This window comes from Allobrachymonas sp. (genome assembly GCF_041912815.1).
Classification (GTDB): Bacteria; Pseudomonadota; Gammaproteobacteria; order Burkholderiales; family Burkholderiaceae_C; genus Brachymonas.
The window spans coordinates 108672-121594 of sequence record NZ_JAYRLV010000005.1; the positions used below are offsets into that span (position 1 = coordinate 108672).

General features: G+C 62.2%; 15 protein-coding genes. 2 read left to right on the top strand and 13 right to left on the bottom strand.

Annotated features, from left to right (window positions below):
• Positions 1-151: 151 nt before the first annotated feature.
• The 11 genes from ACE3P9_RS06095 to ACE3P9_RS06145 form a co-directional block, all read right to left on the bottom strand.
• Positions 152-868, bottom strand: coding sequence for an RseA family anti-sigma factor (locus ACE3P9_RS06095; RefSeq protein WP_374492482.1), 717 nt, complete (start codon positions 866-868; stop codon positions 152-154).
• Positions 869-881: 13 nt separating this feature from the next.
• Complete coding sequence (rpoE, locus tag ACE3P9_RS06100; RefSeq protein ID WP_374492484.1) at positions 882-1550, bottom strand: RNA polymerase sigma factor RpoE; 669 nt, start codon at positions 1548-1550, stop codon at positions 882-884.
• Entirely contained in the window at positions 1547-2002 is a 456-nt protein-coding gene (locus tag ACE3P9_RS06105) for a hypothetical protein (RefSeq protein ID WP_374492485.1), read from the bottom strand. The genes rpoE and ACE3P9_RS06105 overlap by 4 nt, the downstream gene beginning before the upstream one ends.
• 175 nt (positions 2003-2177) lie before the next feature.
• Entirely contained in the window at positions 2178-3419 is a 1242-nt protein-coding gene (fabF, locus tag ACE3P9_RS06110) for a beta-ketoacyl-ACP synthase II (RefSeq protein ID WP_374492488.1), read from the bottom strand.
• A 298-nt stretch (positions 3420-3717) separates the two neighbouring features.
• Entirely contained in the window at positions 3718-3957 is a 240-nt protein-coding gene (gene acpP / locus ACE3P9_RS06115; RefSeq protein WP_374492491.1) for an acyl carrier protein, read from the bottom strand.
• Between the two features lie 188 nt (positions 3958-4145).
• On the bottom strand, positions 4146-4907 hold the full coding sequence (gene fabG / locus ACE3P9_RS06120; RefSeq protein ID WP_374492492.1) for a 3-oxoacyl-ACP reductase FabG: 762 nt from the start codon (positions 4905-4907) through the stop codon (positions 4146-4148).
• 14 nt (positions 4908-4921) lie between these two features.
• Positions 4922-5863 carry an ACP S-malonyltransferase gene (fabD, locus tag ACE3P9_RS06125; protein WP_374492494.1) on the bottom strand — a complete coding sequence of 314 codons (942 nt, stop codon included), beginning with the start codon at positions 5861-5863 and terminating at the stop codon, positions 4922-4924.
• Between the two features lie 81 nt (positions 5864-5944).
• A complete protein-coding gene (locus ACE3P9_RS06130; protein WP_374492496.1) occupies positions 5945-6922 on the bottom strand; it encodes a beta-ketoacyl-ACP synthase III in 978 nt (325 codons plus the stop codon).
• Positions 6923-7105: 183 nt separating this feature from the next.
• Positions 7106-8218, bottom strand: coding sequence for a phosphate acyltransferase PlsX (plsX, locus tag ACE3P9_RS06135; RefSeq protein WP_374492566.1), 1113 nt, complete (start codon positions 8216-8218; stop codon positions 7106-7108).
• 180 nt (positions 8219-8398) lie between these two features.
• The gene (gene rpmF, locus ACE3P9_RS06140) at positions 8399-8581 is read right to left on the bottom strand and encodes a 50S ribosomal protein L32 (protein ID WP_374492498.1); all 183 of its coding nucleotides are present in this window, start codon (positions 8579-8581) and stop codon (positions 8399-8401) included.
• A 187-nt stretch (positions 8582-8768) separates the two neighbouring features.
• Positions 8769-9353 (bottom strand): DUF177 domain-containing protein, encoded by a 585-nt coding sequence (locus tag ACE3P9_RS06145; RefSeq protein WP_374492500.1) that lies wholly within the window; start codon positions 9351-9353, stop codon positions 8769-8771.
• Between the two features lie 40 nt (positions 9354-9393).
• On the opposite strand from ACE3P9_RS06145, the gene ACE3P9_RS06150 reads away from it, so the two are divergent.
• Both ACE3P9_RS06150 and ACE3P9_RS06155 read left to right on the top strand, forming a co-directional pair.
• The gene (locus ACE3P9_RS06150) at positions 9394-10020 is read left to right on the top strand and encodes a Maf family nucleotide pyrophosphatase (protein WP_374492502.1); all 627 of its coding nucleotides are present in this window, start codon (positions 9394-9396) and stop codon (positions 10018-10020) included.
• Complete coding sequence (locus ACE3P9_RS06155; RefSeq protein ID WP_374492505.1) at positions 10017-10796, top strand: SAM-dependent methyltransferase; 780 nt, start codon at positions 10017-10019, stop codon at positions 10794-10796. Before ACE3P9_RS06150 ends, ACE3P9_RS06155 begins: the two co-directional genes overlap by 4 nt.
• A 438-nt stretch (positions 10797-11234) precedes the next feature.
• Here ACE3P9_RS06155 and ACE3P9_RS06160 read toward each other — a convergent pair whose 3' ends face one another.
• Together ACE3P9_RS06160 and ACE3P9_RS06165 are read right to left on the bottom strand one after the other, a co-directional pair.
• Positions 11235-11522, bottom strand: a complete 288-nt coding sequence (locus ACE3P9_RS06160) for an H-NS family nucleoid-associated regulatory protein (RefSeq protein WP_374492507.1) — start codon at positions 11520-11522, stop codon at positions 11235-11237.
• Positions 11523-11571: 49 nt separating this feature from the next.
• Entirely contained in the window at positions 11572-12900 is a 1329-nt protein-coding gene (locus tag ACE3P9_RS06165; protein WP_374492508.1) for a hemolysin family protein, read from the bottom strand.
• Positions 12901-12923: the final 23 nt, after the last annotated feature.

Below are 12923 nucleotides of genomic sequence, written 5' to 3' on the forward strand. Positions count from 1 at the left end.
AGCAGCACCGCACACAGGGCTGCAACCTGGAATGCCCCCGCCGTCGACCGACACATGATGGCCGCGCCACCATCAGGCGCACCGGAGACGCCTGGTCTTCCACCCTGTCTCTGGATCACTGTGAACACCCCTTTATCCCTCCCCGCACCCATCAGAAGGCCGAGCCATCATCGACTCCTCCCTGCACCAGGTCCGGCAGCATCGACTGCCCCCCCAGCTGCGCATGCGCCACCACCAGACTGTCGATCTGGCGCTCCGTGAGCTGATCGGCAGCCCCACTGGCAGCGGTCGTGGCCTGCATGCCTCCGACCTTTCCGCCTGCAGCCACCGTCTGCGACCAGCCCGCTGCATCCTGCCCCCGCGACACCATTCCCCCTGCGAGCATGGCAGGCCACTGCGAGGCCGCCACATTCCAGACAGTCACGACCATGACCGCCAGAGAAGCAAATCCGAGCGCCCATTTCCAGCGCCACACAGGCGCATTGGCCGCCTCGCGCTGGCCGCGGACATCCACCACGGGCTCGGATGGTTCACGGTGCGGCTCCAGTGCCCGCGATCCGGTATCGCCTGCCAGCACATCCTCGCGCATGCTGCCCACCTCACATTGCTCCAGTCTGGCATGCAGGGCCACCATCCAGCCAGAACCCCCTACTGCCGCACTCTGATCGCCAGTCGCCGCATGGGAAACCAGCTCCCCACGCAGCAGGTCGCGCATGCCATGCCACTCTGCCCACTGTGCCCGAGCCTCTGCATCCTGCAGCAGCCATGCGAGCACCGCGTCCTCCTGCACCTCATCGGGCAAGGGGGCGCCATCCATCCAGGCCGACAGGGCCTGCGGCAGAACCTGATTGACTGTGTCTTGCTGCATGATTCCTTTTACCTTACCAACGTTTGCCCGTCCGGTGATCCAGGAGTGGGCGCAACTTTCTGGCCACGGCCTCCCGGGCCCTGAAGATGCGCGAACGCACCGTTCCCACCGGACACCCCATCTCCTGGGCAATGTCCTCGTAGCTCATTCCATCCATCTCGCGCAGGGTCAGCGCCCGCCCCAGTTCTTCCGGGAGATCTTCCAGCGCCTGATGCACGGCCTCGGCCACCTCGCGTGCAGCCATGACCGCCTCCGGGGTTTCTTCGCTGGTTGGTTCGTTGTGCTGCAGAAAAGTTTCATCGTCTTCATCCCCGGCCACCGAAAGCGACGCGTCGCTCACCGTGGGATTGCGCTTGAGGTCGAGCAGCGCCTTGCGGGCGGTGTTCATGGCAATGCGGTACAGCCAGGTGTAGAACTGGGCGTCCCCCCTGAACTGGTGGAGAGCCCGATAGGCGCGGATGAAGGTTTCCTGCGTGATGTCCGGCACCAGATCGACGTCGCGGACCATGCGTCGCACCAGCCGCTCGATGCGATGCTGGTATTTGAGCACCAGCAGCTCGAAGGCGCGCTGCTCGCCCCCGAGCGTACGCTGCACCAGCAGCCAGTCGGCATTCTGGTTTTCCTGAGCGGAAACGGCGCCCTCTCCTTCGCCAGACGCCCCATGAGACTCGACTGGGCTCATGGATGCCCCCCTGGATCGCTGCTGTCTTCCACCACAGGACGCCACCCATACAGAGCCGACCGCAGGGCATGCCAATGCGCGGGAGCCTGCGAAGCGCTGAGCCAGAGATAACGCACTGCAGGACGGGACGTAGTGGAAGCAGCGCGCCAACGCACCAGTGCCATGTGCTGGAAATCCAGCAGCACGGCACATGCGCCTTCGTCACGCTGCAGAGGAGCTTCCGAGGCTTCTGCCGTACACGCAGGCCATTCGAGCCGCCATTGCTGGCCTGACCACACCAGCCAGCCGGCTGTCTGCCGGGAAGCCCAGTGCCAGCTCCACAGACTCAGGATCACCGAAAGGGCTACACACCCCCACCACAGCGCATCATGCCGCCAGGCCGGAAAGCGCTGTGCAAGCCGCCATCCCCCCAGCGTGCATGCGAGCACCAGGGTTTCCATCGCCCACGCCATGCGCCATCCTGCCCGACCTCCTGTCGGGTAATGCACTGCAGGAGGCTGGTAGGATTTCTTCACGGTTCTCTGCCATGAAAGGAAGACGCCCCCTCCTCCATGCGAAGGAGGAGAGAGACGGAGGAGTGCAGTTCCCCTCGACGCACAGCCCAAACGGAGGGAGAGGTTGGATGCGTCAGACGCGCTTGAAGATCAGCGTGCCGTTCGTTCCACCGAACCCGAAGTTGTTCTTCATGGCCACATCGATCCGGCGTTCACGCGCCGTGTTGGCACAGTAATCCAGGTCGCAATCCGGATCCTGATCGACCAGATTGATGGTAGGCGGGCAGATCTGATGGTGCAATGCCAGTACCGTGAAGACACTCTCCACGCCGCCGGCACCGCCGAGCAGATGCCCTGTCATGCTCTTGGTCGAGCTGACCACGGTACGGTAGGCATGATCCCCCAGCGCCGCCTTGATCGCATTGGATTCGTTGGCGTCTCCCAGGGGAGTCGAGGTGCCATGGGCATTCAGGTAGTCCACGGCATCGGCATTGAGACCTGCATCGCGCAAAGCGGCCACCATGGCGCGGCGCGGCCCATCCATGTTGGGAGCCGTCATGTGTCCGGCGTCACCGCTCATGCCGAAACCGACAATCTCGGCATAGATGCGTGCCCCGCGTGCCTTGGCCCGCTCGTACTCTTCCAGCACCAGGATTCCTGCGCCTTCACCCAGCACGAAACCATCGCGCCCCTTGTCCCAGGGACGGCTGGCGGCCTCGGGATCGTCATTGCGCGTGGACAGGGCCCGCATGGCAGCGAACCCTCCGATGCCGAGAGGAGACACAGTGGATTCTGCTCCGCCAGCGATGATCACATCGGCATCGCCATGCTCGATCAGACGGGCTCCCTGGCCAATGCAGTGCAGCCCGGTGGTGCATGCCGTGACGATGGCCAGGTTGGGCCCCTTGTAGCCAAAGCGCATGGACACATGCCCAGCCACCATGTTGACGATGGAAGCAGGAACGAAGAACGGAGTAATGCGACGGGGCCCCCGGTTGACATATTCGCTGTGCGTGTCCTCGATCAGGGGCAGACCGCCAATGCCGGAACCGATCACGCAGCCGATGCGTTCGGCTTCCTCCTGGGAAAGCGCATCGCCGAAGGGCAGACCGGCATCCTCCACGGCTTCCTGCGCAGCGGCAATCCCGTAATGGATGAAGGTATCCATGGTGCGCGCCTCCTTGGTGGAGACATACTTGTCGACCTGGAACCCCTTGACCTCACCCGCGATCTGGCAGGCAAAGTTCGATGCATCGAAACGGGTGATCCGGCCGATGCCGGAACGGCCGGCGATGAGGTTCGCCCAGGATTCGCCTACGGTATTGCCTACGGGAGTGATGCACCCGAGGCCAGTCACAACAACGCGACGGGACATATCAGTTTCTCGGCAGTGTGACTCGCCTGTGCAGAGGTAACCCGTCAGGCGAATCTTGGAAAAGCGGAGACTTTCGCACCTTGTCTTGCACAGTGCCTGCCAGATGCGCAGAGAGCCATGCCTCTGCCATCTCTCGCAGAGATGGAACAAGACGACGAAGTCTGTCCGAAAATGGAAATGATGGTAATGGGAACCGCCCTACTGTGACGCGCTCCCACAATGCACGACACCCCATGCCCCTTGGTTTTCACGCAAGGGGATATGGGGCCATGCAAACGCTCTGTCCACCCGCAGGGGATCAGGCCTTCTGGTGAGAAGTAGCGTAGTCGACAGCGTTCTGGACGGTGGTGATCTTTTCGGCGTCTTCGTCGGGGATCTCGATGCCGAATTCATCTTCGAGCGCCATGACCAGTTCCACGGTGTCCAGGGAATCGGCACCCAGATCGGCCACAAAGGCCTTCTCGTTGGTCACCTGTGCTTCTTCAACGCCCAGTTGTTCGGCGATGATTTTCTTGACGCGGGCTTCAATGTCACTCATGGTTATCTCGATTGGGTAGTGGTACAAAGGGTTTCCATTTTAGCGGTTGGACAGGGGCTTTTTCAAAACCAGGCCGTACGGCACTGGCAAAGAAGCGAACCACCAGCATCCAATTCGGAAAAATGAAGCATTTTCATCCAGGATGATGAAGGATGTATGTCATTTGATGCACGAATGCATCAAATGCCTCAGGCCATGAACATGCCGCCATTCACGTGCAGTTCCTGCCCGGTGATGTAGGCGGCCTGAGGGGATGCCAGAAAGGCGACCGCATGGGCAATGTCCTGCGGCTTGCCCAGATGGCCAAGGGGAATCTGGGCCAGGAGCGCCTTCTGCTGCTCCTCGGTCAGTTCGGCTGTCATGTCGGTGCTGATGAAGCCAGGAGCCACGCAGTTGACCGTGATGTTGCGACTGCCCAACTCACGGGCAAGCGCACGCGTCATGCCTGCCACCCCGGCCTTGGCGGCGGCATAGTTGGCCTGCCCCGGATTGCCGGATGCACCCACCACGCTGGTGATGCTGACGATGCGGCCATAGCGCTGCTTCATCATGGGCTTCATGACGGCCCTGCTGACCCGGAACACGGCCTTGAGATTCGTGTCGAGCACCGCATCCCAGTCCTCGTCCTTGAGGCGCATGGCAATCATGTCGCGCGTAATGCCGGCATTGTTCACGAGCACATGGATGCCACCACATTGCTTGACGATGGCATCCACAAGGGTTTCGACCGCCGGGAGGTCATTCACGTTCAGGCAGGCACCGCGACATCCGGGATAGGCGGAAAGCGCCTGGTCGATGCGTGCTGCTCCGGCTTCGGTCGTGGCAGTGCCGACGACCTGATAGCCAGCCTGTGCCAGCTCCAGCGCAATGGCGGCACCAATGCCACGGGAGGCGCCCGTGACGAGCGCCACCTGACGCGGCTTGTCGGAAGAAGAGAGATCAGAGGTCATAGAGAAAATCCTGTTCAGGCCAATGCAGCCATCGTCTCGGACAGAGTGGCCGGATCGAAGACCATGCCACTCACGATGGAGGCATCGATGCGCTTGTGGAGTCCGGCCAGGACCTTGCCGGGGCCACACTCTACCACGTGGGTCACGCCACGTGCCTGAATGGCCTGTACGCATTCGACCCAGCGCACCGGCCCGAATGCCTGGCGATAGAGGGCATCCCGGATACGCGCGGGATCGCTCTCGACCATCACATCGATGTTGTTGATCACGGGAATGCGAGGAGCTGCCAGCTCCACAGTCGCCAGCTTTTCACGCAGCTTTTCAGCTGCAGGCTTCATGAGGCTGGAATGGAACGGGGCAGAGACCGGCAGGGGCAAGGCTCGCTTGGCTCCCCTCGCCTTGAGGAGTGCACAGGCCTGCTCGACACCTGCCTTGGTGCCAGCGATGACAGTCTGGGCCTTGTCGTTGAAATTCACGGCTTCTGCGATCTCGCCTGGAGCTGCCTGCTCGGCTTCGGCACACCCGTCGATGACGGCCTGCGCATCCAGACCGAGGATGGCCGCCATGGCACCAGCGCCCACCGGCACGGCATCCTGCATCGCTTGGGCACGGAAGCGCACCAGCGGTGCCGCCTGCGCCAGCGTGAGCACTCCTGCCGCAACAAGTGCCGAATACTCTCCCAGCGAATGGCCCGCGACGATCTCGGGCTCGGCTCCGCCTTCTGCGCGCCATGCACGATAGGCTGCCACACCCGCAACGAGCATCACGGGCTGGGTGTTGGTGGTCAGTGCCAGGGCCTCCTTGGGACCTTCGTGTACCAGTCGGGCAACATCTTCACCCAGTGCATCAGAAGCTTCCTGGAGTGTGGCGCGCACGGCAGGATGATCGCCCCAGGCATCGAGCATGCCCACCGACTGGGAGCCCTGACCGGGGAAGACAAAAGCGAATTTTTTCATGGTATGCAGAAATCGAACACGAACACAGATGGATGCAGAGGAGAGGCCCTCTCGCAGAACAACAACGAAGGCGCTGCCGCCTCAGAAGCGGATGAGCGCGGAGCCCCATGTGAAGCCGCCGCCGACGCCTTCGAGCAGCAGATGCTGTCCGCGCTGGATCTTGCCGCTGCGCACCCCGGAATCCAGCGCCAGCGGAATGGAGGCTGCCGACGTGTTGCCCTGATCCTGCAGGGTGACAATGACCTTTTCTGGCGGCAGGCCGAGCTTGTGTGCAGTGCTCATCATGATGCGCAGGTTGGCCTGATGGGGAATGAGCCAGTCCAGGCGTTCCTGCGGAAAGTCGGCCTTGGCCAGCGTGGTGCGGGCAGTTTTTTCGAGGACATTGACGGCCAGCTTGAACACGGCTCGCCCATCCATGACCAGCAGGGGGCTGCCCTGCACCTGACCATGGCTCACATGACCGGGCACGCACAGGATGTCGCGGTACTTGCCATCCGCATGGATATCGGTGGCCAGAATACCGGGCTCGCTGCCGGACTCCAGCACCACAGCACCGGCGCCGTCACCGAACAGGACGCAGGTGGTGCGATCGTCGTAGTTCAGGATGCGCGAGAACACCTCGGACCCGATGACGAGCGCTCTGGTCGCAGTTCCACTGCGCAGCATGGCATCGGCCACCGTGAGCGCATAGATGAACCCGGAGCACACAGCCTGCACGTCGAAGGCAGGACAGCCCGCCACTCCGAGCTTGTGCTGAACCATGGAGGCCGTGGAAGGAAAGACCATGTCGGGCGTGGAGGTGGCCACGATGATCAGATCGATGTCCTCCGCCTGCCGGCCGGCACTCTGCAGCGCCTGCTGGGCAGCCCAAGTGGCCATGTCGCTGCTGTTCATGCCCTCGTCGGCAAAATGGCGTGCCTCGATGCCGGTGCGCTCCACGATCCAGTCGTGAGAGGTTTCGATGCCTCGTTCCGCCAGTTCGGCAGCCAGCTGCTCGTTGGTCACGCGACGGGGCGGCAGGAAACTGCCTGTGCCAGTGATGCGGGAGTGGAGGGTCATAGGATCGATCTCGTACAGTGCGTGAGCCGGAAGAAGAGGAGACGCCATGAGGCTTTCCTCGAAGGGGGAAAAATTCCGCCCGAAAAGCGCCGGACATTGTAGCTTTATGCTACATGGCGCCCCAGAAGGTGAGAAGCGGAGTGGAGCCGGAAGCGCACAGCTCGTCGAGAGGGAGTCGGTGCATCAGGACACGACCTCGGGAAGACGCGCAGGCACTGCTTCCTGCTCACGCTGATGCAGTGCAGCCGCGTGCCCGCTGCTCAGCAGAGGCGCCGCATGGCGGATACGCTCTTCGACCCGCTGCAGCAGCTGATGACGAGCGGCATCGCATGCACTGTCGAGCGCATAGCCAAAGGCAAGCGCATCGGCAGAACCGTGGCTCTTGAACACCAGCCCCCGCAATCCGAGCAGCGCTGCTCCATTGTAGCGACGGTGGTCCACGCGTTTCTTGAAGGCAGAAAGCACCGGCAGCGCGACGATCGCAGCCATGCGGGTGAGCAGATTGCGGGAAAACTCCTGCTTCAGGAAGCTGGCGACCATGGAAGCCAGCCCTTCGCTGGCCTTGAGTGCCACATTGCCCACGAACCCGTCACAGACCACGATGTCTGTGGTGCCCTTGAAGATATCGTTGCCCTCGACATTCCCCTGGAAGTTCAGGTCTCCACTGCGGCCTGCCATGGCCAGCAGCTCCCCTGCCTTCTTGATCATGTCGCTGCCCTTGATGGCCTCTTCCCCGATGTTGAGCAGCCCCACGGTAGGACGTGCGCTGTGCTGCCGGACCGACACCAGCGCAGATCCCATGACGGCAAACTGCAGCAGGTGCTCGGGCGTGCAGTCGACATTGGCCCCCAGATCGAGCACGGTGGTGGCGTCCCCTTTGGCATTGGGCAACTGGGTCGCAATGGCCGGACGGTCGATGCCTTCCATGGTCTTGAGCACATAGCGCGCAATAGCCATCAGGGCGCCGGTGTTGCCAGCGGAAATGGCAGCCTGAGCCCGTCCGGCCTTGACCTGCTCGATGGCCACGCGCATGGAGGAATCCTTCTTTTTGCGCAAGGCAATCTCGATGGGATCGTCCATGGTGACCACTTCGGAGGCAGCCACGAATGCGACACGCTCCGGCGCAATGTCGGAGGCTCCCTTGAGCTGTTGCCATGCCGATTGCAGCAGGTCGGTGGGCCCCACCAGCAGCAGCCCGACCTCTGCGGGCTGGCGCTGCAGAAACCGGAGACAGGCGGGCAAGGTGACCGTCGGCCCGTGATCGCCGCCCATGCAATCGACGGCCAGCGTCACCAATGCAGAAGAATCATCGCTCATGGAAGTGCCGCAAGAGGAAGGCGCAGCCTTGGAAGGCCACCCGTTTCCTGGGTGTATCGAGGATCAAAAGAAAAGGCCCGAGGCTTGTGGAAAGCATCGGGCCAGTCATGTCTGGCAGGCGCCTCGGTCATGGATGCCGGGCAGCCATGCCGACCCTGATCAGGCTTCGGACTTGTTCTTCAGAACCTGACGGCCACGGTAGAAGCCGTTGGGGCTGATGTGGTGGCGCAGATGGTTTTCACCCGTGGTGGCTTCGACGACCACGTTGGGGGCGGTCAGTGCGTTGTGCGAACGGTGCATGCCGCGCTTGGAAGGGGACTTTTTGTTTTGCTGAACGGCCATGATCCGCTCCTATGTCAGTAAGGGGTTGAAAAATGTCTTTACGGCAGCCCGACCTGCCAAAGAGCCGGACATGGCGCCAACCGCACCCATGTAAGGCACAGTCGAGAAGCTTGGGAGTATAACCCAACGCCTTGAGAAAACACAAGTTTTTTGATCGTCCAGCAGCCAGCACACGTCTGCAGGACGATCAATGCCGGCGCCGGAGCGACTCCAGGGCGGCAAAGGGATGCGCCTTGTCCTCGGATGCGGCGTCAAAGTCGGCCGTGCGTACTTCCATGGTCGGCGGCTGGGGGCAGACGTCGTGACGAGGAGACACCGGGAGCGCCATGAGGAGCTCGTCCTCGATGAGTTCGTCGAGATTGAAGTCCTTGCCGAGCACCAGCACATCGTCTTCGATTTCGTCATCGAGACGGGCGGCCTGGGCTTCGTCGGCCACGAAGCAGAAGTGCCGGTCGACCTCCAGCGGCAGTTCCATGGACTCCATGCAGCGCTGGCACTCGACCCTGATGTGCGCACGCGCCTTGAGGTGCACCCATGCCTGCAGCCCCGGAACGCTGGGCTGTCGTGCCATGCGCCCCGTAGCCTCCCACACGACTTCGGCCGCATGGGCCCCTGACGGGTCCAGGTCTTCTGCGGCCAATCGCGGGTAGTGCGACAATGGTTCTTTGCCTGCCAGCGAGGCACCCTCCTCGGCAAACGCCTGAATGTCCAGATGGCGAGCCACAAAGGCGCGCGGCATCTTGCGCGGGCTGGGTGTGTTGCGTGATTCCATGGCTGGCAGTGTAAGAGATTCCTGCGCAGACACTCTCTCCATGCCCGACCTTTCCCCCTCTCTTTCCCGCCCTCTCATCCTGGCCTCCACCTCACGCTATCGGCGTGAACTGCTCGAACGCCTGCGACTGCCCTTCACCGCCGTATCTCCCGAAGTGGACGAAACCCCTCACGCTGGCGAAGCTCCGCGCGATCTGGCGCTGCGCCTGGCGCGAGCCAAGGCCCAGGCCGTGGCCGCACGGCACCCCGAGGCCGTGGTGATCGGCTCCGACCAGGTGGCCGACCTGCACGGGGTCCCGCTCGGCAAGCCTCTGACCCATGACCGTGCCGTGCTCCAGCTCAGACAGATGCGGGGGGAGACGGTGGTGTTCCACACCGCTGTGGCAGTCGTCTGTCAGGGTCGCCAGTGGGCACAGTCCGATGTGGCCGAAATCCGCGTGCGGTTCCGGAATGAAGCCGGCGGCATGAGCGATGCCGAAATCGAGGCTTACCTGCAGGCAGAACGTCCCTATGACTGCGCAGGCAGTGCCAAGAGCGAAGGGCTGGGCATCTGCCTGCTCGAAGAAATCGTCAACGACGATCCGACTGCACTCATTGGGCTGCCGCTGATCCGTACATGCCGTCTCCTGCGCGCGGCAGGCGTTCATCTGCTGGGGACCCAGGCATGAAGGGGCGGCTCTTTCTGGCCCCTTCCCCGCTGGACTTCGGCTGTGCGCCCCCTCTGCCCGCCCTGACCGACGTGCTGCCGCTGGGCGCCATCGAGCAGATGGCACACATCCGCCACTGGATCTGCGAGAACGCCAAAACCACCCGCGCCCTGCTCAAGCGGATAGATGCCGTGCATTCGCTGTGTGCCCCCTTGCAGGAACTGCATCTGACCGAGCTTCCCCGCGTCCTGCACAAGAAGGGTGACCATGCGCTCTCTCCCCACGATCCGGTGATGGCAGAACTGCGCGAGCTGCTGGCCCCAGCCCTGGTGCATGGTGAGGACATGGCTCTCAACAGCGAGGCTGGCATGCCGGCCATTGCCGATCCGGGAGCGTCCATCGTGTCTGCGGCACACTCGGCCGGAATGGTCGTGATTCCGCTCACCGGCCCCTCGTCGCTGCTGCTGACGCTGGCCGCGAGTGGACTGAATGGGCAGAATTTTGCGTTTGTCGGATATTTGCCACAGGATGTGGCAGCCAAGACCCGCCGACTGCAGGAGCTGGAGCAGCTGGCCTTGAAGACGGGACAGACCCAGCTCTGGATCGAAACGCCCTACCGCAACCAGAGCATGCTGCAGACTGCACTTCAGGTGCTCAAGCCTTCGACCCGGCTGTGCGTGGCCCATGGGCTTACGCTGCCGCAGATGCATGTGATGAGCGCCCCGGTCGGGGAGCTGCGCCGCCAGTCTCCCTGCCTGCCGGATCGCATTCCTGCCGTATTCGCTCTGGGCCGGTAAAAACACGACGCGGCAGCCCCGCCGCGCTCGATATCTGCAGTCCATACCGCGCCGGAAATGTCTTGTTCATGCCGCAGAAATCTCTGGCCTCGGTGCAATGAACGCCCCGGGCCTCACAAGCGCACGTGAATCGACTGCATACCGGGCTGGGCGGACCCCTCCTTCAGAATGGCAAATGGGCACCACGCAAGGGCACTGCCCTGCGGCCACCAGAGGAACTTCCCAATGGGCGAGCGATATAGGTGTTCATTTTCAGGACACTTTGGAGAAAGGTCTTTCTCTGACAGGGCTGCACCCCATTGTATTGCCCCACCCCATATGTAATGAAATGCTTTTTTTGTGAGATGGTGAAGTGCATGACACGAAGCTCCCACTGGCAGGCATGAAAAAGCGCCCACAAGGGGCGCTTTTTGCTGAAACAGGCAATGGAAATGCGACTTACTGGATCAGGAAATCGTCGCGGTTCTTGCCCTGAATCCACTTGGGCGGCTTGCCACGGCCGGTCCAGGTTTCCCCGGTTTCGGGGTTGCTGTATTTGGGGGCCACTTTGCTGCCGGTGTGCACTGCCTTGCGACGGCCACCGAATACGTCGGCTTCGGTCAGCTCGAATTCGGCAATGAGGCCCTTGATCTTGGCGATGGCTTCTGCCGTTTGTTCCTGACGGGCCTGGCGGATCTGTGCATCCAGGGCCTCACGCTGCTGCAGCAGCTCTTGCAACGAGTTCATATTTGCTCCACGAACACCATAGAAAATAAACTATGTGGCCGATTGTATATCAGGATTCGGAAGATTCGTTTTGATCTTTGGGTAACCGGGATGCCAATACCTTGTCGATGCGTTTTCCATCCATGTCGATAATCTCGAAACGCCAGCCCACGCACTCGATTTTCTGCCCCAGCTGAGGCAGATCTCCGAGCACGAACATGAGCAGACCGGCGAGGGTGTTGTAATGGTCCCGGTCCTCGCTGGGCAATTCCTCGATATCGAGCCGCTTTTTCAATTCGTTGATGGGAATCAGGCCATCGAGCAGCCAGCTGCCATCTTCGCGTTCGAGCGCCCAGGCTTCCTGATAGGTTTCCGGCTTGAGTTCGCCGGTAATGGCTTCCAGCAGATCGCGGGGCGTCATGATGCCCTGCACTTCGCCATATTCGTCCACAATGAATATCAGGCGATTGGCCTGCATGCGGAATTGCTCAAGCAACTCCATGCCACTGAGGGTTTCGGGAATGAAGGTGGCTGGCTGTGCAATATCGGCCAGTGTCTCTGTCGAGCTGCTGCCCAGTCCCAGCATGCAGCCCACGCTCACGATGCCCTCGACCCGGTCGAGTGACCCCTTGCATACGGGATACCAGGAATGGATGTGTCCGTCAGGATCCTTCTGGAGCGCGTCGGAAAGGCGCGACAGGGCTTCTGCCACGGTGGAGTGCGCATCGAACCAGACCACATCGGCACGGGGAATCATCATGGACGACAGGATGCGGTCATCGAGCTGGAACACGTTCTGCACCATCTCGTGCTCGTGCTCCTCGATGAGGCCCGCATCGACGCCTTCCTCCAGGCTGGCGGCGATTTCTTCCTCCGTGACCTGGCGGGAGGCTGTGGTGTCGATGCGCAGCAGCCGAAGCACGCCCTGCGTCACGGCTGCCAGCAGGATGACGAAAGGCTTGGCCAGACGCGCCAGCAGGGCCATGGGACGCGCCACCCAGCTGGCCACCGCCTCGGGAAACAGCTGGCCAATGCGCTTGGGCACCAGCTCCCCGAAGATGATGGTGGTGAAGGTAATGATGGTCACCACCAGGGCGGTGGCCGTGACGCCGGCTGCCTTGCCGGCCACTCCCCACTGCTGGAGCCAGGCGGCCACCACGGGACTGAAGGCGGCCTCCCCGAAGATGCCGTTGAGCACGCCGATGGACGTGATGCCCACCTGCACGGTCGAAAGGAAGTGGGTGGGATTGTCCATGAGCTGCATGGCCACCGAGGCTCCCTGGTTGCCCGCATGGGCCATGGCCTCGAGCCGGGCATGGCGGCTGGCCGCAAGAGCCATCTCGGACATGGCGAAAATGGCGTTGAGTATCGTCAGCAGGACGATGATGAGAAGTTCCATGAAGTCATCGGATAATGCGCAGC

Excerpts from the sequence above, each read along its gene's own strand:
- ACE3P9_RS06095 (WP_374492482.1), bottom strand. The coding sequence starts at position 868 with ATGCAGCAAGACACAGTCAATCAGGTTCTGCCGCAGGCCCTGTCGGCC.
- fabD (WP_374492494.1), bottom strand. The coding sequence starts at position 5,863 with ATGAAAAAATTCGCTTTTGTCTTCCCCGGTCAGGGCTCCCAGTCGGTG.
- fabG (WP_374492492.1), bottom strand. The coding sequence starts at position 4,907 with ATGACCTCTGATCTCTCTTCTTCCGACAAGCCGCGTCAGGTGGCGCTC.
- fabF (WP_374492488.1), bottom strand. The coding sequence starts at position 3,419 with ATGTCCCGTCGCGTTGTTGTGACTGGCCTCGGGTGCATCACTCCCGTA.
- ACE3P9_RS06130 (WP_374492496.1), bottom strand. The coding sequence starts at position 6,922 with ATGACCCTCCACTCCCGCATCACTGGCACAGGCAGTTTCCTGCCGCCC.
- ACE3P9_RS06105 (WP_374492485.1), bottom strand. The coding sequence starts at position 2,002 with ATGGCGTGGGCGATGGAAACCCTGGTGCTCGCATGCACGCTGGGGGGA.
- ACE3P9_RS06145 (WP_374492500.1), bottom strand. The coding sequence starts at position 9,353 with ATGGAATCACGCAACACACCCAGCCCGCGCAAGATGCCGCGCGCCTTT.
- ACE3P9_RS06165 (WP_374492508.1), bottom strand. The coding sequence starts at position 12,900 with ATGGAACTTCTCATCATCGTCCTGCTGACGATACTCAACGCCATTTTC.
- ACE3P9_RS06155 (WP_374492505.1), top strand. The coding sequence starts at position 10,017 with ATGAAGGGGCGGCTCTTTCTGGCCCCTTCCCCGCTGGACTTCGGCTGT.
- acpP (WP_374492491.1), bottom strand. The coding sequence starts at position 3,957 with ATGAGTGACATTGAAGCCCGCGTCAAGAAAATCATCGCCGAACAACTG.
- ACE3P9_RS06150 (WP_374492502.1), top strand. The coding sequence starts at position 9,394 with ATGCCCGACCTTTCCCCCTCTCTTTCCCGCCCTCTCATCCTGGCCTCC.
- rpoE (WP_374492484.1), bottom strand. The coding sequence starts at position 1,550 with ATGAGCCCAGTCGAGTCTCATGGGGCGTCTGGCGAAGGAGAGGGCGCC.
- rpmF (WP_374492498.1), bottom strand. The coding sequence starts at position 8,581 with ATGGCCGTTCAGCAAAACAAAAAGTCCCCTTCCAAGCGCGGCATGCAC.
- ACE3P9_RS06160 (WP_374492507.1), bottom strand. The coding sequence starts at position 11,522 with ATGAACTCGTTGCAAGAGCTGCTGCAGCAGCGTGAGGCCCTGGATGCA.